The sequence below is a fragment of the Couchioplanes azureus genome, from assembly GCF_014648355.1.
GTDB classification, from domain to species: domain Bacteria; phylum Actinomycetota; class Actinomycetes; order Mycobacteriales; family Micromonosporaceae; genus Actinoplanes; species Actinoplanes azureus.
This window is the reverse complement of record NZ_BMQY01000003.1, coordinates 200,339-224,298: the sequence shown is the minus strand read 5'-3', so window position 1 is coordinate 224,298 and position 23,960 is coordinate 200,339. Positions and strand designations below refer to the sequence as shown.

Sequence of the window (23,960 nt, the reverse complement as noted above, 5' to 3'; positions counted from 1 at the left end):
GCGGTTGAGGGTTGTGGCGCGGTTGCGGCACGCTGGTCCCATGGATCTCAGCGACACCGGTACGACCGTCACCGTCATCGCCGGCGTCGCCATGCTGGTGGGCGTCCTGGGCGTGGTGATCCCGGTGCTGCCCGGGCTGCTGCTGTGCTGGGCCGCGGTGCTGCTCTGGGCGCTGCTGGGCGACGCGTCCGGTGGCCGGTGGCTGGTGCTGGCGCTGGCCACGGTGGTGGCGCTCGGCGGCACGGTCGCGAAGTACCTGTGGCCCGGCCGGCGCCTGAAGAACACCGGCGTGCCGACGTCGTCGCTGGCCGCGGGCGGCCTGCTCGGCCTGGTCGGATTCTTCGTCGTGCCGGTGGTGGGCCTGGTCCTCGGCTTCGTGCTCGGCCTCTTCCTCGCCGAGCGGGCGCGTCTCGGGCCCGGACAGGCCGGGCCGTCGACGCGCGGGGCCCTCACGGCGGTGGGCCTGTCGATGCTGGTCGAGTTCGCCGCGGCCCTCGGCGTCGCGGTGGTCTGGATGTTCGGCCTGCTGGCGACGTGACGTCGGGGAATGGCCCGGGACCGGCGCGCGGCGCCGCTCCCGGGTGCTCGGCCCGCCGGCGGCGTGACCTCAGGGAATGATCCGGGAGCGGCGCGTGCGGCGTCGGAGGCGGCGCAGGTGCCGCCGTCCGAGCAGCAGGAGCAGCGGCGCGGCCAGCGTGGCCGCGATCGCCGCGGCCACGGCGGGGGAGAGCCCCGGCCGGCCCGCGCGCGCGGCGGCCGGCGCCGGGGCCGGGCCGGTCGCCGCCGAGGGCGCCGGCGGGGCCGCCGACGCGGCCGTGCCCTCGACCCCGTGCGGGTCCACCAGCTTGCCGACCGAGGCGTCCCGGGGCAGCGAGAAGCCCCAGTCCAGCAGGGCGGCGCCCTGCTGCCAGCCGCGCAGCGGCCGGGCCTCGGCGCCCAGCAGCGTGGCGACCAGCCGCCGTCCCTTGCGTTCCGCCGCGCCCACGTAGCTGTGCCGGGCGAGCTGGGTGAAGCCGGTCTTGCCGCCGAGCGCGCCCGGATACTCGAAGATCAGCGGGTTCTCGTTCTGGATCTCGAAGCCGCGCGTGCCCAGCCGCTTCTGCGCGGGGATCCGGGCCTGCTTCGTGAGCGCATAGCGCCGGAAGGCGGGGTCCGCGAAGCACTCCCGCGCGATGAGCGCGAGGTCGTACGCGCTGGTGAACTGCCCGGGACCGTCGAGGCCCGAGGGCGTCACCGCGTGGGTCTGGAAGGCGCCCAGCCGCTGCGCCTGCGCGTTCATGGCGGCGATCGTCGCCTTCACGCCGCCGGCACCGCCGCCCAGCCGGGCCAGCGCGTTGGCCGCCTCGTTGCCCGAGTTCAGCAGCAGGCCGAGCCAGAGCGTGGCGATCGGATACCGGCCGCCCTCGAGGAGTCCGACCGCGGAGCTGCCCGGCTCGATGTCGAGGTCGCCCTTCGTGACCGTGATCGTCCGGCGCGGGTCCAGCTTGTCCATCACCGTGGCGGCGAGCAGGAGCTTCTGCACGCTCGCCGGGGTGCCGTACACGTGCGGGCCGCAGCCCCCGAGCACCTCGCCGGTGCCGAGGTCGGCGACCAGCCAGCTCGTGGCGGTCAGCGCGGGCGGTCGCGGCGCGCCCTCCGGGATCACGAGCCCGTCCGTCGCGAGGGCGTCGCCACCGACCGCCCGCAGGACGGGGTCGTCCTCCGGCGGCGCGGGTCGCGGCGGTCGCCCGGCGGGCGGCTTCACGTCGGGCCGCGGGCAGGCAACGGCCGGGGGTGCCGCCGGCGCGGCGGCTGCGGCGGGTGCGGCGGGTGCGGCGAGTGCCGGGGGTGCCGCGGCGAGGCCGGCCGGGGTGGCCGTCGCGGGGACCGGGGTGCCGAGAGTGCCCGCGCAGAGGGCGGCCGTGGCCGCCGCCGCGGCACGGCGGCGGATCCCGCACGCGCCGCCGGTGATCACGGCAGGGCGGCCGCGGGAGCGGACTCGACGCCGGCGGCCATGACGTCGACTCTAACGGACACGGCGCCGTGCGGCCCGGCCGGTGATTGCGCGCAAATTGCGCCTCCGCATTTCGTGAAGGCCATGGCTCGATAATTGCCCGCCGTCGGCGATATTCTGTGAACTACGGCAGAACTGTTGCGCGCGGAGTCCATCCCGCGCCACACTGAGCCCGGTTCTTAGGATTCTCTTCAGGAGTCGCTATGGCGCGGCAGGTAATCACCACCCTCATCGACGACATCGACGGAAAGCCGGCCGACCGCACGGTGGAGTTCAGTCTCGATGGCACGGCCTACACCATCGATCTGTCCGAAGCCAATGCCGGCAAGCTTCGCAAGGCGTTGGACCCGTTCATCAACGCGGGCACGCGAATCGGCCGTTCCGGGTCGGGGCGCTCGGGCACGCGCACCACGCCGGTGCGCACGGCCGGCAGCCGCGACGAGAACAGGCTCATTCGCGAGTGGGCGGCCCAGCACGGACACCAGATCTCGGAGCGCGGACGCATCCCGCAGAGCGTCAGCAGCGCCTATCGGGCGGCGCACGGCCGCTGACCGTCCGCGGTGGCGCCCGACAATAGCGGTCCGCAGTCAAGGCATCGCAGATGGTGAATGCCGGGGCCTCGCGCCCCGGCTTCGTGTTATGGCAAGCCTTGCTTTATGCCGCGCGGCGGCGGCGGTCGCGCGCGCGAGGAGCAAAGTCCCCGCGCGGCGATAGGCCGGATCGGCCGGGTCCTACGCAGAAAGTCCTGCACTCAGCGGGGGATTCGGCCGCCCGCGGGGATTCGCCCCGACTTTGCCGCTCGGGGGCTCAGCAATCCCGCAGGCGCGGCAGCATCTCGGCGACCGATTCGAGCACCTTCTCGTCGCCGGCGTACCAGCTCGACGAGCGTGGCCAGTGGGTCATCACGTCGGTGAATCCCAGCTCCGCCGCGCGGCCCACCGCGTCCTCGAAGGCCTCGACGCTGCTCAGCGAGTAGACCGGCGACGAGTCCAGATTGAGGTAACGGGCGACGGCCGGCCGGCCCGTGCGCTCCAGCGCGGCGCCGAAGCGGTCGGCCGTGTCGCGCACCGAGCGCCACCAGGCCTGCTCGTCGTCCAGCGGCTGGACCGCCCCGGTGGTCACCCAGCCGTCGCCGTGCTCGGCCGCCACCGTGAGCGCGCGCGGCCCGTTCGCCGCGACGATCAGCGGTGGCCGGGGCTGCTGGACCGGCCCCGGCAGCGTGCGGGCGTCGACCGCCCGGTAGTGGCGGCCCGCGTACGAGACGTGGTCCTCGCGGGTCAGGCGGCCGAGCAGCTCCACGAACTCGGTGAAGCGGTCGACCCGCTGGCGCGGCGTCAGCGGCTCCTGGCCCAGCACCTCCGCGTCGAAGCCGGTGCCGCCGGCGCCCACGCCCAGCAGGAGCCGGCCGTCCGAGACGTCGTCGACGGCCAGCGCCTCGCGGGCCAGGTGCACCGGGTGACGGAAGTTCGGGGACGCGACGAAGGTGCCCAGGCCGATCCGCGTGGTCACGGTCGCCGCGGCCGTCAGGGTCGCGATCGCGTCGAACCACGGGCCGTCGACGAGGTCGCGCCAGCCGAGGTGGTCGTACGTCCAGGCGTGGTCGAAGCCGTACTCCTCGGCGAGCCGCCAGCGGTGCCGGGCCGCGGCCCAGCGCTCTTCCGGAAGGATCACGATGCCGATACGCATCGGGGGACCGTACCGCAGGGCCTGGTCAGGCCAGCCGCAGGCCGTCGCTGTCGCCGTTCGCGTCCACCGTCGCCGCGACGTCGAAGGCGGCGAGGGCGCGGACGAGCTCACTGCGCCGCGCGGGGCTCATCCGTTCCAGCACCTCGCCGAGCGCCGTCCGGCGGCGCTCCCGCAGCTCGTCCAGCAGCCGGTGGGCGGCCGGGGTGGGCACCAGGCGCACCTCGCGGCGGTCGCGCGGATCCGGCACGCGCCGCAGCAGGCCGGTGGCCTCCAGCCGGTCGCACAGGCGGCTCGCCGACGAGGGGACCACGTCGAGGGCCTCGGCCAGGCGGTTCATGTTCGTGTGCCGGTTGCGCGAGATGATCGTCAGGACGCGCAGCTGCGCGGGCGGCACCGCGGGCGACTGCGCCAGCCGCGCGCTCTCGAAGACGCCCAGCAACGACTCGACGGTCGACTCGACCGCCGCAGCCACGTCCGTCAGGCGCTCCATGCCGGTCCTCTGTGCGCAGGTGAGTGGTGCGTGCAGCCCCGCACCCGTTCGCCGGATGGACGGCGCGTCATCGCCGCCAGTCGAGGCAGACGGTGACCGCGTCATCTTCGGGCTCCACACCCCCGTGGTATTCGCGGAGGTTGCGCATCACCGTACCGACTGCCTCGGTGGCTGGCTGCAACCGAGTCCGGCGCAACGCGGTCAGCAGGGCGGATTCACCGTACGGGGACCGCCCGGCGGGCGCGGCGGCGTGCACCCCGTCGCTGACCACCAGCAGGCGGTCGGCCGGCTCGAGGGAGAACTTCTGGGTCTCGTACCGGGTCTCGCCGAACATGCCGAGGGGCAGCTGCTGCTCGAGGGTGACCGTCTGGATCTCCCGGTCGCGGGCGATCATGGCGCGGGGTGAGCCGGCGTCCACCGCCTCCACCTGGCCGTCGACGAGGTCGATCTCGAGCAGCAGGGTGGCGGCGTGCCCGGCGCCGCCGAAGCGCGCGTAGACCGCGTCGGAGGCCAGCTCGGCCTGCTCGACGATGTTGGCGCCGGAGCGGCGGGCGTTGCGCATCGCATTGACGGCGACCGTGGTGAGGACCGCCGCCTCCAGGCCGTCGCCGTGCCCGTTGAGCACCGTGACGGTGAGCCGGTCCCCGGTCAGCGACCAGTCGTAGTGATCGCCGAACACCGCGTACGCCGGGTCGAGCTGGCCGGCGAGCAGGAACCGGTGGTCGCCCAGCGAGCGTCCCGGCAGCAGCTCCCACTGCAGTTCGGCGGCCATGGTGAGGCGCTGGCGCCGCTGGGCGCGCCGGTAGCGGTCGGTCGACACGTCGGCCGCCCGCAGCGCCATCGCCAGCTCGTCGGCGACCGTGCCGAGCGCTTCGGAGGCCCCGTTGTCGGTGGACAGCGAGGTCTCCACGACGAGGACCCCGAGCCGGTCGCCCCACGCGCTCAGCGGCAGGTACGCGCGGTGGGTGCCGGACGCGGCGTCGACCACCGGACGCTGGCTGCCGAAGCAGCGCTGCGCGAGCGCGTTGCCGAGCGGGCCGTCCGGGTCGATCAGCGGCCGCAGGGCGGTGAGACTGAGGTCGCCGAGCAGCACCTCGACCCGGGTGGCACAGTGGTGCCGCCGCAGGTGCTCGGCCGCCACCTCCGGCAGGCGGTCCGGGGGTGCCGCACGCAACAACGCGCCCACCGGTGTCGGACGCTCTGACAAGGGACCCCTCTTTCGCGCGGGAGCGACAATATTTGCTGTAGAGCAAGAATGATAGGGAACGCGCGCGGCGGCTCCGCGCGGGGCCGCGCGGCGGGGTGTTTCCTCTGCGGAGAGCGGCGCGTCAGCGCGCCGTGGCGAAGGACTTCTCGAAGTGGATGAGGCTTCCGCGACGCGGAGTCGACTGCATCCGCACGTTCTCGCTCAGCGCCTTGATGAGGAACAGGCCGCGCCCGCGGTCGCTGTCCGCGTCGGGTCTGTCCACCGTGCCCGTCTCGAAGCCGGTGCCGTTGTCGGCGACGTCGATCGCACAGTGGTCCTCGGCGACGTCGAGGCGTACCTCGATGCTGTCCGCCCCCGCGGCGTGGTTGACCACGTTGGCGCAGGCCTCGGTCAGCGCGACCTCCAGATCGTGGCCGGCCTCCCGGTCGACCTGGAAGACCGACAGGGCGCAGCGCAGCAGCCGGCGCACCGCGGGGACGCTGTCGACCTCACGAGGCAGGTTCAGGTGAACCGAGATGCGCATGCGATCCGTCCTCCCTCCGCTCGCGGTGACCGCGCCGGTGTCGACACCCTCTGTGTTCCCGCCGGAAAGCCGGGCTAATCACACCGGGTGTGACGGCGATAGGGTCGGACCATGATTCGCTTCGGCTACAAGGCATCGGCGGAGCAGTTCGCCCCGCGGGAACTGCTCCGCTACGGCATCGACGCGGAACAGCACGGCTTCGACTCCGTGTTCGTCAGCGACCACCTGCAGCCGTGGCGCCACGACGGCGGGCACGCCCCGGCCGCCCTGCCCTGGCTCGGTGCCCTCGCCACCAGCACCGAGCGGGTGCTGCTGGGCACCAGCGTGCTGACCCCGACCTTCCGCTACCACCCGGCGGTCATCGCGCAGGCGTTCGCCACGCTGGGCTGCCTCGCCCCCGGCCGGGTCATCCTGGGCGTGGGCTCCGGCGAGTCGCTCAACGAGGTGCCGCTCGGCCTCACCTGGCCGGAGGGCAAGGAGCGGTTCGCCCGGCTCAAGGAGGCGGTGGCGCTCATCCGGCAGCTCTGGACCTCCGACCGCGTGACCTTCGAGGGCACGTACTACCGCACCGAGCTCGCCACCATCTACGACAAGCCCGAGCAGCAGGTCCCCATCTACATCGGCGCCTCCGGCCCGGCGGCGACCCGGCTCGCCGGCCGCGTCGCCGACGGCTTCATCACCACCAGCGGCAAGGGCCACGAGCTCTACACCGACACGCTCCTGCCGGCCGTCCGGGAGGGCGCGGAGAAGGCGGGCCGCCCGCTCGACGACCTCGACCTGATGATCGAGGTCAAGGTCTCCTTCGACCCCGACCTCGAGAAGGCTCGTCGCGACACCCGCTACTGGGGTGCGCTGGCGCTCTCGCCCGAGGAGAAGACCGGCGTGGAGGATCCGATCGAGATGCAGCGCCGTGCCGACGCGCTGCCGATCGACCGTACGGTGACCCGCTGGATCGTCTCCTCGGATCCCGACGAGCACGCGGCGAAGGTCGCCGAGTACCTGGACATGGGCTTCCGGCACCTGGTGTTCCACGCACCCGGGCCGGACCAGGACCGGTTCCTGCGGGTCTACGGCGAGCAGGTCCTGCCCCGGCTGCGCGAGCGCGTCGCGCAGGGCTAGGGGTTGTCGCGCCGCTCGCCCCGGACGATCCGCGGGCCCGAGCGGCGCCGGGGCCGGGCCGGGGCGGGCACGGAGTGCCGGGCGCCGTGCCGGCCCGTTCCCTGCTCCTGCGGGGTTGGCGCCGTACCGGGCGTCGTGCCCGGCATCGTGCCGGGGGACGGGCGGCCGGCCGGGTGCAGCCGGACGCGGCGCCGGCGCCGGGAGAACTCGATCGCCACGGTGCGCACCATCCGCACGGCCGCCGGCAGCAGGCGCCGCTGCCGGTCGCCGTAGATCCGGGGGTAGCCGACCGTGGCCACCTCCACCACCCGCAGCCCCCGGGTCGCCATCCGGATCGTGATGAGCGTTTCGATCTCCGGGCCGTCGCCCCAGGCCCGGCGCCCGCGCTTGAGCCCCGGCACGTCCGGCCCGGGCAGCTCGAGCACGGGCAGCAGCTCCCGCCAGTACGCGTTGTAACCGCAGCTCAGGTCGGTGAACCGGGTCCCGAACAGCAGGTTCACGACCCGGCTCAGCAGCGCGTGCCCGAGGCGCTCGACGGGCCGCGCGTCACGGTGCTCGCCGCCGTAGCGGAAGCGCGAGCCGTGCGCGGCCTCGGCGCCGGACAGCAGCGCGTCGACGAAGCGCAGGATCTCGCCCGGGTCCGCCGACCCGTCGGCGTTGAGGGTCACCACGATGTCACCGGTGGCCGCGGCGAACCCGCACGCCAGCGCGTTGCCCTTGCCCGACCGCGTCTGGCGCACGACGACCACGTCGGGACGCACCTCGCGGGCCACGGCGACGGTGTCGTCGTCGGAACGGCCGTCCACCACGACGACCTCGTCGACGGGAGGCAGGTTCTCGAGGACGAGCGGGAGGTTGTCCTCTTCGTTGAGGGCGGGGATCACGACGGTCACGGTGGGTGACGGTGCGCCGGTGGGCGGCGTGGGGCGTCGCGACGAGGGAGACATGGGGGGCTCCTCGGCGGCGGGCGGGGGCAAGTCGCTGGGTCGGACCTCAACTTACCAACGGACTACGGTGCGTCAACCGCGCCAGTAGGGTGCGGGGAGGCGTACGGGAAGGGAAGGTCCGTGACAACGATCGAGGCGGTGGTCTTCGACCTGGACGGCGTGATCATCGATACCGAGGAGGTCTGGGAGCAGGTGCGCCGGGCCTACGTCGCCGAGCACGGCCGCGAGTTCCTCCCCGACAGCCAGACCCGGATGATGGGCATGAGCACGGGGGAGTGGTCCCGGCACCTCAGCGAGGAGGTGGGCGTCCCGCGCCGGCCCGAGGAGGTGGCCGCGGACGTGCTCGGCCGGATGGCCGGGCGCTACCGGGAGGCGCTGCCCCTGATCCCCGGCGCGGTGGAGGCCGTCCGGCGGCTCGCCGCGCACTTCCCGCTCGCGCTGGCCAGCTCGTCGGCCCGGGTCCTCATCGACCAGGTGCTCGAGACGGCCGGGCTGCGGGACGCCTTCCGCGTCACGCTCTCGACGGAGGAGGTCGCCCGCGGCAAGCCCGCGCCGGACGTCTACCTCGCCGCGGTCGAGCGCCTCGGCCTCACCCCGCGGGTCTGCGCCGCGGTCGAGGACTCGAGCAACGGCCTGCGGGCGGCGGGCGCGGCGGGGCTGGCGGTCGTCGCCGTCCCGCACGGTGTCTATCCGCCGGCGGACGACGCCCTGGCACTGGCGAGCCTGGTCGTCCACGACCTGTCCGAGCTGACGGTCGAGGCGGTCGCGAAGCTGCGCTGAGCATTCCGTCCACTACGGAGCTCAGGGCAGCCGGTGCGGCGGGCGTACCGAGGCGGTCAGGCCGTGGGCGGTCCGCGGCGCCGCCGCCGACGGGGTCAGCGTGACCGGACCGGCGGCCGGGAGGGTCAGCGTGCTGCCCGCCAGGTCCACCTCGACCGTCGCCCCGGTGTTCGCGGCCGCGGTGTAGCCGGGATCGCTCTGGGTCAGCACCAGCCCGAGCGTGTGCCCGGCCGCCACCGTGGCGTCGTACGCGCCGATCGGCACGGTGATCGTGTACCACCGGTCCGGCCGCAGCGGGGTAGTACGGCGCAGCGTCACGTGGTGGGCGGCGTCCTGCCAGCCGCGGGTCAGCACGGCGTGGTCGGTGGTGGACACCTCCTCGGCGACGTCGAGGTAGCAGGCGTCGTCCGCGGCGGTCGACCCGCCCCAGCACGACTCCGTCTCCAGGGTGCGTACGCCCTCGCCCCAGGCGTACTGGACGCGCGGTGCCGTGCCGTAGTCCACCAGCCGGGCGGTGAGCTGCGTCGTGGGCCGGTCCACCCGGACCCGCAGCCGCACCGACGGCGACCCGGACAGGCGCAGCGGCGCGGTCAGCGGCCCGTAGCGGACGGCCAGCCGGCCGGGGACCACCGCCGCCGGGTAGGCCACCGCCAGGTCCTCGGGCAGGGACTCGTCGGTGAACGAGACGACGCCGGTGCCCAGCGGGGCCCGCGCCGGCCGGGCGGCCGGCAGCGGCCAGTCGCGGGCGTCGGTGAAGACGCCGGGCCCGCTCTCCAGGGTGGCCCGCGGCTCGCGCTCGACGCCGTTGTCCAGCCCCTGCAGCCAGCGGTCGAACCACCGGTGCAGGGTCTCCACCCAGGCGCCGCGCCGCAGGTCGAACGGGTCGACGTGGCCGGCCTGGTGCAGCCAGATCTTGCGGGGTACGCCCCGGCGCGCGAGCTCGTCCCACCACCGGGCGAACTGCGGCGTGGTGACGTTCAGGTCGTTGACGCCGTGCACCACGAAGACGCTGGCCCGCACGCGGGCCGCCGCCGCCCGGTAGTCGCGGTCCCGCCAGAAGGCGTTGTAGTCACCGGTCTCCTCCGCGCTGTCGGTGGCCAGTGACTCGGTCACCGCCGCGCAGGCGGCGACCCGGCCGCTGACCGCGGACTGCAGAAAGGAGGGGTAGCCGGCCATGCGCAGCGTGCCGCCGGCGCGCGTGTAGTCGTACCAGCTGGAGATCGCCGCGATGGGCACGACGGTCTCCAGCCCCTCGACGCCGGTCGCCGCCACGCCGTTGGCGACCGAGCCGTCCCAGGACTTGCCGATCATGCCGACCCGGCCGGTGGTCCAGGCCGCGACCGCCGGCGTGCCGTCCGCGTAGAAGGCCGGGGCACGCCCGTTGAGCCAGTCGACGACCGCCCGCGCGCCGGCCACCTCGTACGGGCCGCCGACGTCCTCGCAGCCGGTGGAGCGGTTGGTGCCGCTCAGGTCGACGGCGGCGAACGCGTATCCGCGGGGCACGAAGTAGTTGTCGTAGAAGAGCGGTGCCTTGCTGATCACGCCGTCGGCGTCGTACTCCTTGAGCTCGCCCTCGTTGCCGCGCCCGCAGCAGGCGTAGTAGGGCGACGCGACCATGATGACCGGGACCTGGACGTCCGGCTCCGTCCGCGGCCGGACCAGGTCGACGGCGACGCGGTCCGGCTCGCCGTCCTCGTCGGCGTCGCCGGCCGTCCGCACCCAGACGCTCTCCCGGACGGCGTCGGCGTAGTCGTAAACGGCAACGGTCGCACCGTCTCTTGTGTACGGCGGTGCCGCCGCGGGGCCGGGCGCGGCGGACACCGGTGCCGGCGTCGCCAGCACGGCGAGCAGGGTCACGACGAGAAGGCGCGGGATCGACATAGATGACATTCGATCGCATTCGGCCGCCGGAGTGAAGGCCGCTCAGGTGTGAAAGACATTCACCTCGGGTACGTCGCGTCCGACTGCACGGGAGGTGCGCATGGGCGTGTTCGCGGCGGAGGGGCCCGGGCTCCGGCTCGATCTCGACGTTTTCGACTACCTCATCCTCGTCATCTACTTCGCGACCGTCCTGGGCGTCGGCTTCGCGGCCCGCCGGGCGATCAGCACCAGCGCCGACTTCTTCCTCTCCGGCCGCGCCATGCCCGCCTGGGTCACCGGCCTCGCGTTCGTCTCGGCCAACCTGGGCGCGCTGGAGATCATCGGCATGGCCGCCAACGGCGCCCAGTACGGCCTGATGACCCTGCACTACTACTGGATCGGCGCCGTGCCGGCGATGGCCTTCCTCGGCATCGTGATGATGCCCTTCTACTACGGCTCCAAGGTCCGCAGCGTCCCGGAGTTCCTGCGGCTGCGCTTCAACCGCCCCACCCACCTGCTCAACGCGGTGATCTTCGCCGTGGCCCAGGTGCTCATCGCCGGCGTCAACCTCTACGCCCTCGCGCTGATCCTCGACGCGCTGCTCGGCTGGCCGCTGTGGGCGTCGATCGTCGTCGGCGCCGCGATCGTGCTGACGTACATCACCATCGGCGGTCTCTCCTCCGCCATCTACAACGAGGTGCTGCAGTTCTTCGTGATCCTCGCCGGCCTGCTGCCGATCACCATCGTCGGGCTGGTCAAGGTGGGCGGCATCGACGCTCTGTTCGCCGCCGTCCGGGAGAGCAGGCTCGGCGACGCCGCCCTGCACACCTGGCAGGGCACCGCCGGGTCGGGCAACCCGCTCGGCGCCAACTGGATCGGCATCGTCTTCGGCCTCGGCTTCGTGCTGTCCTTCGGCTACTGGACGACGAACTTCGCCGAGGTCCAGCGCGCGCTGTCGGCCCGGGACATGAGCGCGGCCCGGCGTACGCCGATCATCGGTGCCTTTCCCAAGCTGTTCATCCCGATCGTCACGGTGATCCCCGGCCTGATCGCGATCGTCACGGTCCAGGGGCTGGGCGCGAAGACGGGCGACCTGACGTACAACAACTCGATCCCGCTGCTGATGCGCGACCTGCTGCCCAACGGGGTGCTCGGGGTCGCGGTGACCGGCCTGGTGGCCTCGTTCATGGCGGGCATGGCGGCCAACGTCAGCGGCTTCAACACGGTGTTCACCTACGACCTGTGGCAGTCGTACGTCCGCAAGGACCGTTCGGACGACTACTACCTGCGGGTCGGCCGGATCGCGACCGTCGCGGGCATCGTCATCAGCATCGGTACGGCCTTCATCGCCGCCGGCTACGACAACATCATGAACTACATCCAGGCGTTGTTCTCGCTGATCAACGCGCCGCTGTTCGCGACCTTCATCGTCGGCATGTTCTGGAAGCGGATGTCGGCCTGGGCCGGCTTCTGGTCACTGCTGCTGGGCACGCTGGCGTCCCTGACGCTCTACCTGCTGCACCTGGGCGACGTGGTCGCGTTCAACTCCGACCTGGAGGAGAGCTTCTGGGGCGCGGGCCTGGCCTTCGTCACCGCCGTGGCGGTCGCCGTCGCGGTGACCCTCGTCACCGCGCCCAAGCCGGAGAGCGACCTGCGCGGACTGGTCTACGGCCTGGGCGGCAGCGCCACCTCCGGCGAGACGGTGCTCGCCGCCGACCGCGTCTGGTGGCGCAACCCGGCCCTGCTCGGCGGCATCGCCGTGGTGCTCGCCTTCGTGCTCTACATCCCCGTCTGGTGAAGGAAGGGTCCTCATGAGCGACAGCCATCCCCCCGACGAACAGCTCGCGCGGGGCGAGGAACTTCAGACGAGGTCGGCGGCCGCCCGGCTGTTCGACGTCCGCCGGGTCATCGGCGGCCTGTTCGTGGTGTACGGCGTCATCGTGGCCCTGCTCGGCATCTTCGACTCGGGCGCCGAGGTGGACAAGGCGGCGGGGGTGCGGATCAACCTCTGGATGGGCCTGGCGATGCTGGCCCTGGGCGTGCTCTTCCTGCTCTGGCAGTGGTGGCGTCCCGCATCCGCGCCCCCGCGCCAGAACACGGACCGTAACTGAGTGGCAACCGTGAGAACGTGTTGATGGAGAAGTCGGTGCCACTCGGGTGCAGGTAGGTTGCACCGCACCCCCATACCTTCCAGTTGCCGCGCCGACCTTCCGATACTCAGGGGCATGGAACCCGTCGCCTCCGTAAGCCTCGCCAGCGGCGCGTCACAACGACCCGTCGGCTGGCAGGTGCAGCTTCGTGTTGACTACGTCGTCAACAAGGTCAGGCAGACGCATCGCGGCCAGGACGAGGATGCGGTTGCCCAGGCCATCATCGATCAGCTCCGCAGTGTCGGCGTCGTGCCGAACGGGAAGCTGATCGCCCAGTACGCAATGGCGATCAGCCAGTTGCCGTTGCTTCCCCCCAACAACCGCGTCGCCTGACGTCCGAGTTCCCCGCCCGGCGGCCCGTCATCGGGCGGGGAACCTCAGGATCCGGTCGTCGCCGTCGCGGACGTCTCCGCGCCCGTCGGTGTTGGACGTGGTGAGCCACAGTGCGCCGTCCGGCGCGACCTCCACGGTGCGCAGCCGCCCGTAGCGCCCCGTCAGCTCGGCCTTCGCCGTGCCGCCGCCGAGCGGTACGGCCCACAGCCGCTCCCCGCGCAGGCCCGCCACGTACGCGGTGCTGCCCGCGATCGCCACGCCCGACGGCGACGCCTCCTCGGTCGACCACGTGACCAGCGGGTTCACGTACCTGCGGTCGTCTCCCTTGCCCTCGACCTCCGGCCATCCGTAGTTGCGCCCCGGCTCGATCTCGTTGAGCTCGTCGAAGCGGTTCTGGCCGAACTCGGCCGCGTACATCGTCTTGTCGGCGGTCCAGGCGAGGCCCTGCACGTTGCGGTGCCCCAGGCTCCAGACCGGTGAACCCGCCCGCGGGTTGCCCGGCGCGGGCTCGCCCTCCGGGGTGAGCCGCAGGATCTTGCCGTTCGGGTCCTCCGGGTTCTGCGACGCCGACGGGTTCCCCGCGTCGCCCGTGCCCACGTAGAGCATGCCGTCCGGGCCGAAGGCGATCCTGCCGCCGTTGTGGATCCCCGCCTTGTCGATGCCGTCGAAGATCACCTTCGGGGCGGCGGTGCCGCCGAGCGTGAACCGGACGATGCGGTTGTCGGCGGCCGCGGTGAAGTACGCGTACACGTGGCGGGTCTTCTCGTGGTCCTTCGCCACCGCGAGACCGAGCAGGCCGCCCTCGCCGGAGGCGGAGACGCCGGGCACCCGGTAGACCTCGCGGGGCGCGCCCCCGCCGGCCGGGATCCGCAGCACCCGGGCGCTGTCGCGCTCGGCCACCAGCGCGCCGCCGTCCGGCAGGAACGCGAGTCCCCAGGGGATGTCGAGGCCGGTGGCGACCGTCTCCGGCCGGCCCAGGTCGGGCTCGCCGGCGGTGGCGGACGGCGCGACCGCGGGCGCCGCCGCCGAGGTGGAGGGGGCCGGTACGACCGGAGCGGCGGGTGATTTGTCGTCGTTTCCTGAACAGGCTGTAAGCATGACGACACTGGCCGTCGCGACCGCGAATCCCCAGCGTGTGGCGGAAGTCATCCCCCTACCGTGCCCGTACCACCTGGGAGAAAACTGAAAATCGACCGGTTCGGATGCTTGACTTGCCCCTGGCCTGCGGAGAAGGTCCACTCACGACCTTCCCATCCATGGAGGCCTCCACCATGACACCAGCCCGCTGGGCGACCGCCTGCGCGCTCTCCCTCGTGACCGCGGCCGCCGCGGTCCTGCCCGGGATCGCGCCGGCCGCCGCGGCTCCCGCCGACGACCCCCTGAGGGTCTACGTCGGCACCCTCGACGCCGCGCAGCTCGAACAACTGCGTGCCGTCGGCATAGACCACGACGAGAGCGCGGTGACCGCCGCGGCGAACGGAAAGATCGCCGTCGAGACCATCCTCGGCGAGCGCCAGGCCGAGCGGCTCGTCGCCGCCGGCGTACCGCTGAGCGCCAAGCGCACCACGGCCCGGATGCGGGCCCAGGCGAGCGCGCCCACGGTCTTCCGGCCGTACGCCGCACCGGGCGGCATCCGCGACGAACTGTCCACCACGGCCGCCCGCCACCCGCGGCTCGCCAAGCTCGTGACCATCGGCAAGTCACTGCGGGGCGTACCCATCCAGGCCGTCAAGGTGACCCGCGACGCGCGCGTCCTGCGCGACGGGCGCCGTCCGGCGGTGCTCTACATGGGCGGGCAGCACGCCCGTGAGTGGATCACCCCGGAGATGAACCGCCGGCTGCTGCACCACGTCCTCGACTCGTACGGCACCGACGCCACCGTCACCACGCTGCTGAACACCACCGAGCTGTGGTTCGTGCCGGTCGCCAACCCGGACGGCTACGACTTCACGTTCACCGAGGGCCACCGGCTGTGGCGCAAGAACCTGCGCGACAACAACGGCGACGGCCAGATCACGGCCGGCGACGGCGTCGACCTCAACCGCAACTTCCCGGAGAAGTGGGGCTACGACAACGAGGGCTCCTCGCCGGACCCGGCCAGCGAGACCTTCCGCGGTCCCGCGCCCGGCTCCGAGCCGGAGACCAAGGCCCTGGACGGGCTCTTCAAGCGGGTCGGCTTCGAGTTCCTGATCAACTATCACTCCGCCGCCGAGCTGCTGCTCTACGGCATCGGGTGGCAGGTGAACACCCCCAGCCCGGACGACACGATCGCGGTGGCCATGGCCGGCGACGACGCCCACCCGGCGGTGCCCGGCTACGACCCCGACATCTCCGCCGAGCTCTACACCACCAACGGCGACACCGACTACCACGCCCAGGCGCGCACCGGCGCGATCGGCTTCACGCCGGAGATGAGCACCTGCGAGACGATCTCCGGGCTGTACCCGGACGACCAGTGGAAGCCCGAGGACTGCGAGAGCGGCTTCAACTTCCCGGACGACGAGAAGCTGATCCAGGACGAGTTCGTCAAGAACCTGCCGTTCGCGCTCTCCGTCGCCCAGTCCGCCAAGGACCCGGCCAACCCGGTCTCGGTGGTCGGCCGCAGCACGCCCGACCTCGCCGTGGACGCGTTCGGCATCTCGTACGGCTCGGCACAGCAGGTCGCCGTGACCGCCCGGCGCGGGCTGCGCGCCGTCACCCTGCACTACTCGATCAACGGTGGCCGGGCCCGGACCGCCCGCACCGCCGAGTTCCGGGGCGGCGAGCGCTACGGCGACACCCTGGACCGCTACTTCGCCGAGCGGCGCGGCACCGTGCCACGAGCCCGGCCCGGCGACAAGGTCAAGGTGTGGTTCACCGCCCGCAAGGGCCGCGCCACGGTCACCTCGGCCGACTTCACGTACACCGTCGCCGACAAGATCGGCGGTGACGTGCTGGTGCTGGCCGCCGAGGACGTCACCGGCATCTCGCCCGCCAACCCCGACGGCGCCACCGGCGCCCGGTACGCCGACGAGCACGTCGCCTCGCTGAAGAAGGCCGGATACCGCGCCGACGTCTACGACCTGGACGCCCGGGACCGGGCCGCGCCGCACCCGCTCGGCGTGCTGTCGCACTACCGGGCCGTCGTCTGGGAGACCGGCGACGACGTCATCCCGCGCGCATCCGGCCAGCCGGCCGGCACCGTGGCCCGGTGGGCGCTGGAGACCGAGCTGGCCGTCCGGGACTACCTCAACGAGGGCGGCAAGCTGCTGCTCGCCGGCAAGAACGCGGGCCTGGCCCAGGGCGCCGACGGCGCGTACCGCTACCTGCCCGGGGGCCCGGGGGAGTGCACCGACCCGGCGAACCCGGCGTGTCTGCAGCTCTTCAACGACTTCCAGCAGTACTGGCTGGGCGCGTACTCGTACGTCGACGAGGGCGGTGCGGGCGCCGACGGCAACCCGCTGCCGGTCGTCGGCAACGCCGGCGCGTTCGACGGCTACTCCGCCACGCCGGGCGCCGGCCACACCGCCGCGTTCCTGGCCACGTCCAGCTTCCTGGACCCGGCGAAGTTCCCGCAGTTCGCGTCCTCGGCCGCGCCGCTCGACTGGAAGCTGCCCGGCGCCGCGCCGTACGAGCCGTACGACGGTGACTGGTACGTCTGGAGCGGGCAGTCGGACAGCTCGTACAAGCGGCTCACCAAGACCGTCGACCTCACCGGCGCACAGGCCGCGCGCCTGAAGTTCCGGACCTCCTTCGACGTCGAGTCCGGCTGGGACTTCATGTTCGTCGAGGCGCACGAGGTGGGCACCGACGCCTGGACGACGCTGCCCGACGCGGGCGGGCTCACCACCACCGGCACCGGCGAGAGCTGCAAGTCCGGCATCGCGGACCTGCACCCGTTCGTCGCCCACTACCAGGGCGCGGAGTGCACGCCGACCGGCACCACCGGCACCTGGAACGCGGCCACCGGCTCCAGCGGCGGATGGAAGGAGTTCGACGCCGACCTGTCCGCGTACGCGGGCAAGAAGGTCGAGCTCTCCATCAGCTACATGTCGGACTGGGGCACCCAGGGCCTCGGCGTCTTCCTCGACGACGTCCGGGTCGAGACCGGTGGCACGGTGGCCGAGCGCACCTCGTTCGAGAGCGACCTCGGCGGCTGGACGGTGGCCGGACCGCCGCCCGGCTCGGGCACCAACAGCACGGACTGGTCGCGCAGCCGGCTCGCCTTCGACTCCGGGGCGGCGGTGACCACCACCGACAGCGTCTACGTCGGCTTCGGCCTGGAGACGCTGGCGCGCCCGGACCGCGACGAGCTGGTCCGGCGCGCGATGAAGCACCTGAAGGTTCCCTCCTTCCGGGGCTAAAGTCCGCAATCGGTAGATCGCGCCGCGCGCTTCGTCTAGACAGGAGGCGCGCGGCGCGGGGCCGTGCAGGGCGGAGAGACATCGCGGTGCGATCAACCACCCGGCCGGTCCTGGCCGCGTTCCTGGCTGTCCTCACCGCGGTGACGGGCGCGGCAGGCCCCGCACAGGCCGCCCGCGACCGGACGCTGACCTGGAAGCCGTGCATCGAGGACAAGACCGCGCAGTGCGCGAGCCTGCGGGTGCCGGTCGACCGCGCCGTACCCTACAGCCCGTCGCTGACCGTCGCCCTGGCCCGCCGCCCGGCCACCGATCCGCGGCACCGGATCGGGACGCTGGTGGTCAACCCCGGCGGCCCCGGCGGGTCCGGCGTGGACTTCGCCCTGGACAGCCCCTGGTTCTTCAGCGACCAGATCCGCCGCCGCTTCGACATCGTGGGCTTCGACCCGCGCGGCGTCGCCCGCAGCAACCCGGTCAAGTGCTCCGCGGCCCTGCTCGCCGCCGGGCCGTCCGTCCAGGTGGACAGCGCCCGCCGCTACGCCGAGCTGGCCGCCTACAACCGCCGGCTCGCCGCCGACTGCGCCCGCCGCAGCGGTCCCGTCTTCGGGCACGCCGACACGCTGAGCGTGGTGGACGACATGGACGCCGTCCGGGCCGCCCTCGGCGAGGAGACGATCAGCTACTACGGAGTCTCGTACGGCACCCTGCTCGGCGCGCAGTACGCCGAGCGCTATCCGCGGCGTGTCCGGGCCCTGGTCCTGGACAGCGTCATGGACCACAGCGGCGACACGGGCTCCTTCCTCGACGCCGAGACCCGGGCGGCCCAGGACGCCTTCGACGAGTTCGTCGCCTGGTGCGAGCGCCGCAGCGCGTGCGCGATGCACGGCCGCGACGTCCGGGCCGCCTGGGCCGCCCTGATGGACCGGGCGCGCCGGGGCACCCTGCGCGACCCGTTCGACCCGTCGTACCGGCTGAGCCTGCACGATCTGCTGGGCGTGGCGTTCGGCTCCTTCTACGACCCGCAGTGGCACTCGCTCGCCCGCTACATCAAGGAGGCGTCGGGGCCGGCGGGACGGCGCGCCCACGATCCCTTCACCGACGCCGAGTACAGCTTCCCGGCGGTCTTCTGCGACGACTGGGCGGTGCCGCTGCGGGGCTGGGCGGACCTGCGCGACCGTCTCGCCACGCTGGCGCGTGGCAACCCGCAGATGCCGGTGTCGCCGCTGGCCATGACGTCGGTGGCGGGCTGCCTGGGCTGGCCGCTGGCCCCGGACAACCCGCAGCGGGCGCTGACGGCGGCGCGCACCGGTCCGGTCCTGCTGATCAACGCCCGGCACGACCCGGCGACGCCGCACGTCTGGGCCGCCGCGGTGGCGCGCCAGCTGGGCCCGCGGGCGTCGCTGGTCACGTACGAGGGGTGGGGCCACACCGTGTACGGGCGTACCGGCTGCGTGACCGACCTCGTCGACCGGTACCTGCTCACGGTGCGGCCGCCCGCCGCCGGCAGCTCCTGCCCCGGCGTCGAGCCGAAGCCCTCCGGGGTCGGCAGGCGCCCGGCGGGCGTGTCCCGGGTTGTGCCGGCCCGCCGCGGCCGGTAGGCAGGGAAGGGTTCGTCCACACTCACCTTTTCCGCCGGAGGCACGATGCGGTTCACTCTCGCGCTCGCCACCACCGCCACCCTCGTCCTGTCCAGCGTCACCCTCGTGCCCACCGGCGCGACGGCCCGCACCCGGGACCCGGGCCCCACCGCGACCGGCTTCGGCGGAGCCGTCGCCACGGTCGACGCCACCGCCACCGCCGTCGGCCTGGACGTGCTGCGCCGCGGCGGCAACGCCGTCGACGCCGCGATCGCCGCGGCCGCCACGCTCGGCGTCACCGAGCCCTTCTCCGCGGGCATCGGCGGCGGCGGCTTCTTCGTCCACTACGACGGGAGGACCGGCAAGGTCAGCACCATCGACGGGCGCGAGTCCGGGCCGGCCACCATGACCGAGAACACCTTCATCGACCCGGTGGACGGCCGGCCGTACGACTTCGCGGAGGCCCGGGTCAGCGGCCTCTCGGTCGGCACCCCCGGCACCGTCGCCACGTGGGAGGCGGCGGCGCGGCAGTGGGGCACCCGCTCGCTGGGCAGCCTGCTGCGCCCGGCCGCGGACGTCGCGGACCGCGGGTTCCTGGTCGACGCCACCTTCCGCCAGCAGGTCGCCGACAACGCCGCCGCGTTCGGGCAGTTCGACTCCACCCGCGAGCTCTACCTGCCGGGCGGCGCGCCGCCCACGGTCGGCAGCATCCTGCGCAACCCCGACCTCGCGGACACCTACCGGCTCATCGCGAAGCGGGGCACGGGAGCGTTCTACCGGGGTCCGATCGCCGCGGACATCGTCGAGACCGTCCAGCACCCGCCGGTCGCGGACGACCCGACCGGCACCTGGGCGTACCCGATCCGCCCCGGCGGCCTGCAACTGTCGGACCTGGCCGGATACCAGGTACGGCACCCCGAGCCGACCCGGTCCGCCTACCGCGGCCTCACCGTCTACGGCATGTCGACCCCGTCGAGCGGCGGCACGGCCGTGGGCGAGGCCCTGAACATCCTGGAGCGGACCGACCTGTCGAAGGAGCCGATCACCCAGGCGCTGCACCGGTACGTCGAGTCCACCGCGCTCTCGTTCGCCGACCGCAACCGCTACGTGGGGGCGTACACCCCGCAGCCGGTCCTCGACCGGCTCATCAGCGACGACTGGGCGAGCCAGCGGGCCTGCCGGATCGATCCGGCCCGCGCCATGACGAAGCCGGTGCCACCGGGCGACCTCACCGCGACCGGCTGCACCCCGGCGACGGTGGGCGGCCCGGTGGAGCAGGGCCAGAGCACCACCAACCTGACGGTGGCCGACCGCTGGGGCAACATCGTCGAGTACACCCTGACGATCGAGCAGACCGGCGGCAACGCGATGGTCGTCCCCGGTCGCGGCTTCCTGCTCAACAACGAGCTGACGGACTTCAACTTCGCTCCCACCCAGGGCACCGCCCCGGACCCCAACCTGCCCGGCCCGAACAAGCGCCCCCGCAGCTCGATGTCCCCGACCATCGTCCTGGACGACGACGGCAAGCCCTTCCTGGCCCTCGGCACCCCCGGCGGCGCGACCATCATCACCACCGTGCTGCAGATCCTCGTCAACCGCATCGACCTCGGCATGACGCTGCCGGAAGCGATGGCGGCGCCCCGGGCCTCCCAGCGCAACACCGCCGGCATCCAGGCCGAACCGGCCTTCCACGAGCGCTACGGCCCGGGCCTCGAGGCACTCGGCCACACCTTCGCCCCCGACGTCGCGGAGCTCGGCGCGGCCACGGCCATCGAGTTCACCGGCCACGGCGGCATGATCGCCTCCGCCGAACCCGCCCGCCGCGGCGGCGGCACGGCTGCGGTGGTCCACCCCCGGTACTGATCCACGGGTGGGGCGTACCCCGGGTGCGCCCCACCCGTCCCCGCACCGGTCGGGAGAACGTTGCGCTGACCCCGACATGATCGTTGGTCCAGGTAGGAACCCGACGGTCGAGGCTGAGGGAGTCGGTTCAGGGATGTTTGCGCGCCGTGTTCTCCCGCTCGCTGTCGCTGGTGCGACCCTTGCCGCCGGCCTCGGGTACGCGGTCCCGGCCGCGGCGTCCGTGCGGTACGACCCGCAGACCAAGTCCGGCCTCGCCGACGCGGCGGACGTCCGGAGGGCCTTCGGCTGGAGCGAGGCGGTGCTGGCGGCACGCGCCGACAGGCTGGTCTTCCACCATGACTTCTGGACGGAGGACACCTACTCGGTCTCGTGCGGCAAGGCGAGCTTCCGAGTGCGGCATGCCCGGGAGTTCGGCCGGCTCGAGCTGAGCGACCGCGTGGTCCGCGAGCCGCGCCGCGGCACCTCGATTGGCTACGACCACCGCTTCCGGCTGGTCGGCTTCCGGATCATCGGCCCGCACGCCGGGGTCTCCGGCACCTCCGTGCCGCCGGCGGTCGGCCAGCCCTGCCCGCAGCCCGACGGCTCGCGGATCACCCGCGCCGACCTCGTCGCCACGGTCTCGGGCTGGTCACTCAACGCCGGTTTCGCCGGGGTGAACAGGGTCCTCCGGTCCGGTCGCCCCTCCGGTGTTTGACACTGCGGCACCCGGCCCACCTGCGATGGCGGTAACATCCGCTTCGCGGTGGTTCACCCGTTTCATCCAGGCGTTCGGCCTCCGCGACCGCTTGCCACGTCGAACGGGGAGCCCATGATCCGGCCGTACCGCCTCCTTGCCCTGGCCATGGTCGCCATCCCCGCACTCGCCCTGCTCGGCTCCCCGGCGGGCGCGGCGCCCACCGGCACGGTCGAGGCGGACATCTTCGTCCGCCACCTCACGCTCGCCGCCGGCGGTCCCACCGTGGACGAGGACGTGAGCGTCTTCCTCAGCTCCGACCGGGAGGGCTGGGCGAACGAGGTGACCCTCTCGATCGACACCTCCGCGGCCGCGGAACTGGCCGACGTGGCCGTCGAGGAAGCCGACGCCGAGGTGGCGTGCGCGACGACCGGACCCGTGGTGCGGTGCACCGTGCCGGGACCACACCGGGTCGTCGTCCTGCCCAGCAGCGGCAGCTTCGGCATGCTCACGACGGCGAGCGTGCTCCTCAGCCTCACGCCGAAGCCCGGAGCGAAGCCGGGCGACACCGGCGCCCTCACCGTCACGGCGACAGCCGACCAGGGGCCCGCCAGCACCTTCACCGCCAGGGTCCGCGTCGGGGAAGCGGTGAACCTCACGGCGGTCGACGCGCGGTCACGTGCGGTGGCGCCCGGCGGCAGCGTCGCCCTGCGCCCACGGGTGCGCAACACCGGCCCGCGGGACGTCCGCGGCCCGGTGCTCGTGGAGTCCGGCCAGGGTGCCCTGACCGGCACCGACTTCGGCAACTGCACCTACTACGGCGACTCCGCCGCCTGCACCTTCGACACGACACTGGCGGCGGGGCGGACGTACGAGACCTCCACGCCCCTGCCGGTCCGAGTCCCGCCCGACGCGGCCGTCGGCAGCCAGACCCAGGTGAACGCGCAGTGGCTGACCCTGGCCGAATGGCAGGACTGGCAGGCCACGTGGCACGGCTGGACGGGAGGGCGGCCGGGCACCGGCCCGAACCTGAAGCTGGCCGAGTGGGAGTCGGCCGCGGCAGCGCAAGACCCCCAGGCCGACATCGACCGCGACGACAACGGCACCTCCACCACCGTCACGGTCACCGGGGGCCGCCGAGCCGACGTCGCCGCCGTCGGAGCGACCCTCACCGGCCCGCCGGGCACGGCGCGCACCATCGAGGTCGGGCTCGTCAACCGCGGCCCCGGCACGCTGCACTACCCGCCGTTCGACAACAACCTGCCAGGAATCTCCGTCACCCTGCCGCCGGACGTCTCCATCCTGCGAGCCGACAAGCGCTGCTGGACGCTGCGCGAGGACGACCTGCCCCAGCCGCCACCGTCGACGGCCGCCGGCGCGTCCGTCGCCTCCGGACCGCCGGAATACCACTGCTCGCCCGAGTCGGTGCAGTTGCGGCCCGGCCAGCGTCTGTCGTTCACCTTCGCGGTCGCCGTCGCCCCCGGCGCCCGGGACGGCAAGGGCTCGGTCGACGTCATCATGTTCGACAGCGAGAACTCCGTCGATCGGGACCCGGGCAACAACACCGCCCCCATCACGCTCCGCCTCGGTGGTGGTGGCGGTGGACTTCCCGTCACGGGAGGCACCACGGCGACTCTCGCGGCGGGAGGCGCTCTCCTCGTACTCATCGGAACGACCGTCACGACGGCGCTGCGCCGCCGGAGCCGCCTCCTGCCAAGGACGCCCCGATAGCACCTCGAAGGGGTGGACCGGCGTCTCTGCCCCTTCTCTTCGCTCATTCCTCCCCGGGCGGCCGGTTGTAGGAATCCAACGTGGCCCGGCGGGTGGACTCGTCCTGGAACGTCAGCTCCCACGGCCCGGTGTTCACGTCCCTCTCCTTGCCGAAGCCCACCCACTTGCCGCGAACCCGCCACCCGGTCGGCTCGGCCAGCATCTGGATGGCACCGTGGTAGCGGGCGCCCCGGTAGTAGCCGCTTTGCTCGGTCTGCTCGACCCACGTTCCGGTGAGCACCGGCCCGTCCACGGTCAGGTCCATGGTGAGCGCCGACTCCGCCGACCCCGGCAACGACCGCACGGTCAACCGATCGCCGTGCTGCAAGACCACCACGTAGTGCCGTCCGACGAACATGCCGTCCCGGCCGCTGGAGAAGTACTCGTAACGGCTCAGCCAGACCCCGGAGTAGTTCGCCACCGCAGTCGACGCCATCGTGACCTTCCGGGACGCGGACGAGCCACGTCCGTTGTGCAGCCGCCTCGTGGCCGTCGCGCACCGGCACCCCGACGGGTGGTCGCTCTTCATTGCGGCCATCGAGGTGCGCGCCGGCCACGCGCCGGTCGACGACGCCGTGGCGGCCGTGGCGAGCAGCACGGGGATCCGGCGTGTGCCGATGGTCTGGACCGGGATCGGTGGGGCGTGATC

The 23,960-nt window shown here is 73.1% G+C and carries 21 protein-coding genes and 1 pseudogene; 13 read left to right on the top strand and 9 right to left on the bottom strand.

Annotation, left to right across the window (positions count from 1 at the left end; genetic code table 11):
• Positions 1-40: 40 nt before the first annotated feature.
• Positions 41-538: a DUF456 domain-containing protein gene (locus tag IEY99_RS12330; RefSeq protein ID WP_189202590.1), complete on the top strand. Its 498-nt coding sequence runs from the start codon at positions 41-43 to the stop codon at positions 536-538.
• Positions 539-607: 69 nt separating this feature from the next.
• Here IEY99_RS12330 and IEY99_RS12325 read toward each other — a convergent pair whose 3' ends face one another.
• Positions 608-1,954 carry a D-alanyl-D-alanine carboxypeptidase family protein gene (locus IEY99_RS12325; protein WP_229798555.1) on the bottom strand — a complete coding sequence of 449 codons (1,347 nt, stop codon included), beginning with the start codon at positions 1,952-1,954 and terminating at the stop codon, positions 608-610.
• A gap of 242 nt (positions 1,955-2,196) precedes the next feature.
• Here IEY99_RS12325 and IEY99_RS12320 point away from each other — a divergent pair, with 242 nt between their 5' ends.
• Positions 2,197-2,544, top strand: coding sequence for a histone-like nucleoid-structuring protein Lsr2 (locus tag IEY99_RS12320; RefSeq protein ID WP_189202588.1), 348 nt, complete (start codon positions 2,197-2,199; stop codon positions 2,542-2,544).
• 256 nt (positions 2,545-2,800) lie between these two features.
• On the opposite strand, the gene IEY99_RS12315 is transcribed toward IEY99_RS12320, so the two are convergent.
• From IEY99_RS12315 to IEY99_RS12300, 4 genes are all read right to left on the bottom strand, one after another.
• On the bottom strand, positions 2,801-3,679 hold the full coding sequence (locus tag IEY99_RS12315) for an LLM class flavin-dependent oxidoreductase (RefSeq protein WP_189202586.1): 879 nt from the start codon (positions 3,677-3,679) through the stop codon (positions 2,801-2,803).
• A 25-nt stretch (positions 3,680-3,704) separates the two neighbouring features.
• Positions 3,705-4,169 (bottom strand): MarR family transcriptional regulator, encoded by a 465-nt coding sequence (locus tag IEY99_RS12310; RefSeq protein WP_189202584.1) that lies wholly within the window; start codon positions 4,167-4,169, stop codon positions 3,705-3,707.
• A gap of 67 nt (positions 4,170-4,236) precedes the next feature.
• Positions 4,237-5,376, bottom strand: a complete 1,140-nt coding sequence (locus tag IEY99_RS12305; protein ID WP_229798553.1) for a PP2C family protein-serine/threonine phosphatase — start codon at positions 5,374-5,376, stop codon at positions 4,237-4,239.
• A 121-nt stretch (positions 5,377-5,497) separates the two neighbouring features.
• Positions 5,498-5,899: an ATP-binding protein gene (locus IEY99_RS12300; protein ID WP_189202582.1), complete on the bottom strand. Its 402-nt coding sequence runs from the start codon at positions 5,897-5,899 to the stop codon at positions 5,498-5,500.
• Positions 5,900-6,010: 111 nt separating this feature from the next.
• Here IEY99_RS12300 and fgd point away from each other — a divergent pair, with 111 nt between their 5' ends.
• On the top strand, positions 6,011-7,018 hold the full coding sequence (gene fgd, locus IEY99_RS12295; RefSeq protein WP_189202580.1) for a glucose-6-phosphate dehydrogenase (coenzyme-F420): 1,008 nt from the start codon (positions 6,011-6,013) through the stop codon (positions 7,016-7,018).
• Here the strand turns inward: fgd and IEY99_RS12290 are convergent.
• Positions 7,015-7,911: a glycosyltransferase family 2 protein gene (locus IEY99_RS12290; protein ID WP_229798551.1), complete on the bottom strand. Its 897-nt coding sequence runs from the start codon at positions 7,909-7,911 to the stop codon at positions 7,015-7,017. The two genes, fgd and IEY99_RS12290, sit on opposite strands and share 4 nt — an antisense overlap.
• A 174-nt stretch (positions 7,912-8,085) precedes the next feature.
• Here IEY99_RS12290 and IEY99_RS12285 point away from each other — a divergent pair, with 174 nt between their 5' ends.
• Positions 8,086-8,745, top strand: a complete 660-nt coding sequence (locus IEY99_RS12285) for an HAD family hydrolase (RefSeq protein WP_189202576.1) — start codon at positions 8,086-8,088, stop codon at positions 8,743-8,745.
• 21 nt (positions 8,746-8,766) lie between these two features.
• On the opposite strand, the gene IEY99_RS12280 is transcribed toward IEY99_RS12285, so the two are convergent.
• Positions 8,767-10,626, bottom strand: a complete 1,860-nt coding sequence (locus IEY99_RS12280; RefSeq protein WP_229798549.1) for a CocE/NonD family hydrolase — start codon at positions 10,624-10,626, stop codon at positions 8,767-8,769.
• Between the two features lie 100 nt (positions 10,627-10,726).
• Here IEY99_RS12280 and IEY99_RS12275 point away from each other — a divergent pair, with 100 nt between their 5' ends.
• From IEY99_RS12275 to IEY99_RS12265, 3 genes are all read left to right on the top strand, one after another.
• Positions 10,727-12,403 (top strand): sodium:solute symporter family protein, encoded by a 1,677-nt coding sequence (locus IEY99_RS12275; protein WP_189202572.1) that lies wholly within the window; start codon positions 10,727-10,729, stop codon positions 12,401-12,403.
• Between the two features lie 13 nt (positions 12,404-12,416).
• On the top strand, positions 12,417-12,716 hold the full coding sequence (locus tag IEY99_RS12270) for a hypothetical protein (RefSeq protein WP_189202570.1): 300 nt from the start codon (positions 12,417-12,419) through the stop codon (positions 12,714-12,716).
• A 114-nt stretch (positions 12,717-12,830) separates the two neighbouring features.
• A complete protein-coding gene (locus tag IEY99_RS12265; RefSeq protein WP_229798546.1) occupies positions 12,831-13,088 on the top strand; it encodes a hypothetical protein in 258 nt (85 codons plus the stop codon).
• A 27-nt stretch (positions 13,089-13,115) separates the two neighbouring features.
• On the opposite strand, the gene IEY99_RS12260 is transcribed toward IEY99_RS12265, so the two are convergent.
• Positions 13,116-14,237, bottom strand: a complete 1,122-nt coding sequence (locus IEY99_RS12260) for a PQQ-dependent sugar dehydrogenase (protein ID WP_229798544.1) — start codon at positions 14,235-14,237, stop codon at positions 13,116-13,118.
• A 122-nt stretch (positions 14,238-14,359) separates the two neighbouring features.
• On the opposite strand from IEY99_RS12260, the gene IEY99_RS12255 reads away from it, so the two are divergent.
• The 5 genes from IEY99_RS12255 to IEY99_RS12235 all read left to right on the top strand — a co-directional run bounded on the left by IEY99_RS12255 (position 14,360) and on the right by IEY99_RS12235 (position 23,272).
• Positions 14,360-17,431 carry a M14 family metallopeptidase gene (locus IEY99_RS12255; protein ID WP_189202568.1) on the top strand — a complete coding sequence of 1,024 codons (3,072 nt, stop codon included), beginning with the start codon at positions 14,360-14,362 and terminating at the stop codon, positions 17,429-17,431.
• Between the two features lie 86 nt (positions 17,432-17,517).
• A complete protein-coding gene (locus IEY99_RS12250) occupies positions 17,518-19,026 on the top strand; it encodes an alpha/beta hydrolase (protein ID WP_189202566.1) in 1,509 nt (502 codons plus the stop codon).
• 45 nt (positions 19,027-19,071) lie between these two features.
• Positions 19,072-20,868, top strand: a complete 1,797-nt coding sequence (gene ggt, locus IEY99_RS12245) for a gamma-glutamyltransferase (protein WP_189202564.1) — start codon at positions 19,072-19,074, stop codon at positions 20,866-20,868.
• A 133-nt stretch (positions 20,869-21,001) separates the two neighbouring features.
• Complete coding sequence (locus IEY99_RS12240) at positions 21,002-21,562, top strand: hypothetical protein (RefSeq protein ID WP_189202562.1); 561 nt, start codon at positions 21,002-21,004, stop codon at positions 21,560-21,562.
• Positions 21,563-21,676: 114 nt separating this feature from the next.
• Positions 21,677-23,272 (top strand): hypothetical protein, encoded by a 1,596-nt coding sequence (locus IEY99_RS12235; protein ID WP_189202560.1) that lies wholly within the window; start codon positions 21,677-21,679, stop codon positions 23,270-23,272.
• Positions 23,273-23,315: 43 nt separating this feature from the next.
• Here the strand turns inward: IEY99_RS12235 and IEY99_RS12230 are convergent.
• Positions 23,316-23,726 (bottom strand): annotated as a pseudogene (locus IEY99_RS12230) (XRE family transcriptional regulator); the annotation flags it as partial.
• A gap of 22 nt (positions 23,727-23,748) precedes the next feature.
• Between IEY99_RS12230 and IEY99_RS12225 the strand changes: the two are divergent.
• Complete coding sequence (locus tag IEY99_RS12225; protein ID WP_189202558.1) at positions 23,749-23,958, top strand: hypothetical protein; 210 nt, start codon at positions 23,749-23,751, stop codon at positions 23,956-23,958.
• Positions 23,959-23,960: the final 2 nt, after the last annotated feature.

What these genes read in the sequence shown, in the direction of transcription:
- IEY99_RS12330 (WP_189202590.1), top strand. Translation starts at nt 41, where the DNA reads ATGGATCTCAGCGACACCGGTACGACCGTCACCGTCATCGCCGGCGTC.
- IEY99_RS12320 (WP_189202588.1), top strand. Translation starts at nt 2,197, where the DNA reads ATGGCGCGGCAGGTAATCACCACCCTCATCGACGACATCGACGGAAAG.
- IEY99_RS12315 (WP_189202586.1), bottom strand. Translation starts at nt 3,679, where the DNA reads ATGCGTATCGGCATCGTGATCCTTCCGGAAGAGCGCTGGGCCGCGGCC.
- IEY99_RS12310 (WP_189202584.1), bottom strand. Translation starts at nt 4,169, where the DNA reads ATGGAGCGCCTGACGGACGTGGCTGCGGCGGTCGAGTCGACCGTCGAG.
- IEY99_RS12300 (WP_189202582.1), bottom strand. Translation starts at nt 5,899, where the DNA reads ATGCGCATCTCGGTTCACCTGAACCTGCCTCGTGAGGTCGACAGCGTC.
- fgd (WP_189202580.1), top strand. Translation starts at nt 6,011, where the DNA reads ATGATTCGCTTCGGCTACAAGGCATCGGCGGAGCAGTTCGCCCCGCGG.
- IEY99_RS12280 (WP_229798549.1), bottom strand. Translation starts at nt 10,626, where the DNA reads ATGTCGATCCCGCGCCTTCTCGTCGTGACCCTGCTCGCCGTGCTGGCG.
- IEY99_RS12275 (WP_189202572.1), top strand. Translation starts at nt 10,727, where the DNA reads ATGGGCGTGTTCGCGGCGGAGGGGCCCGGGCTCCGGCTCGATCTCGAC.
- IEY99_RS12270 (WP_189202570.1), top strand. Translation starts at nt 12,417, where the DNA reads ATGAGCGACAGCCATCCCCCCGACGAACAGCTCGCGCGGGGCGAGGAA.
- IEY99_RS12265 (WP_229798546.1), top strand. Translation starts at nt 12,831, where the DNA reads ATGGAACCCGTCGCCTCCGTAAGCCTCGCCAGCGGCGCGTCACAACGA.
- IEY99_RS12260 (WP_229798544.1), bottom strand. Translation starts at nt 14,237, where the DNA reads ATGACTTCCGCCACACGCTGGGGATTCGCGGTCGCGACGGCCAGTGTC.
- IEY99_RS12255 (WP_189202568.1), top strand. Translation starts at nt 14,360, where the DNA reads ATGACACCAGCCCGCTGGGCGACCGCCTGCGCGCTCTCCCTCGTGACC.
- ggt (WP_189202564.1), top strand. Translation starts at nt 19,072, where the DNA reads ATGCGGTTCACTCTCGCGCTCGCCACCACCGCCACCCTCGTCCTGTCC.
- IEY99_RS12240 (WP_189202562.1), top strand. Translation starts at nt 21,002, where the DNA reads ATGTTTGCGCGCCGTGTTCTCCCGCTCGCTGTCGCTGGTGCGACCCTT.
- IEY99_RS12235 (WP_189202560.1), top strand. Translation starts at nt 21,677, where the DNA reads ATGATCCGGCCGTACCGCCTCCTTGCCCTGGCCATGGTCGCCATCCCC.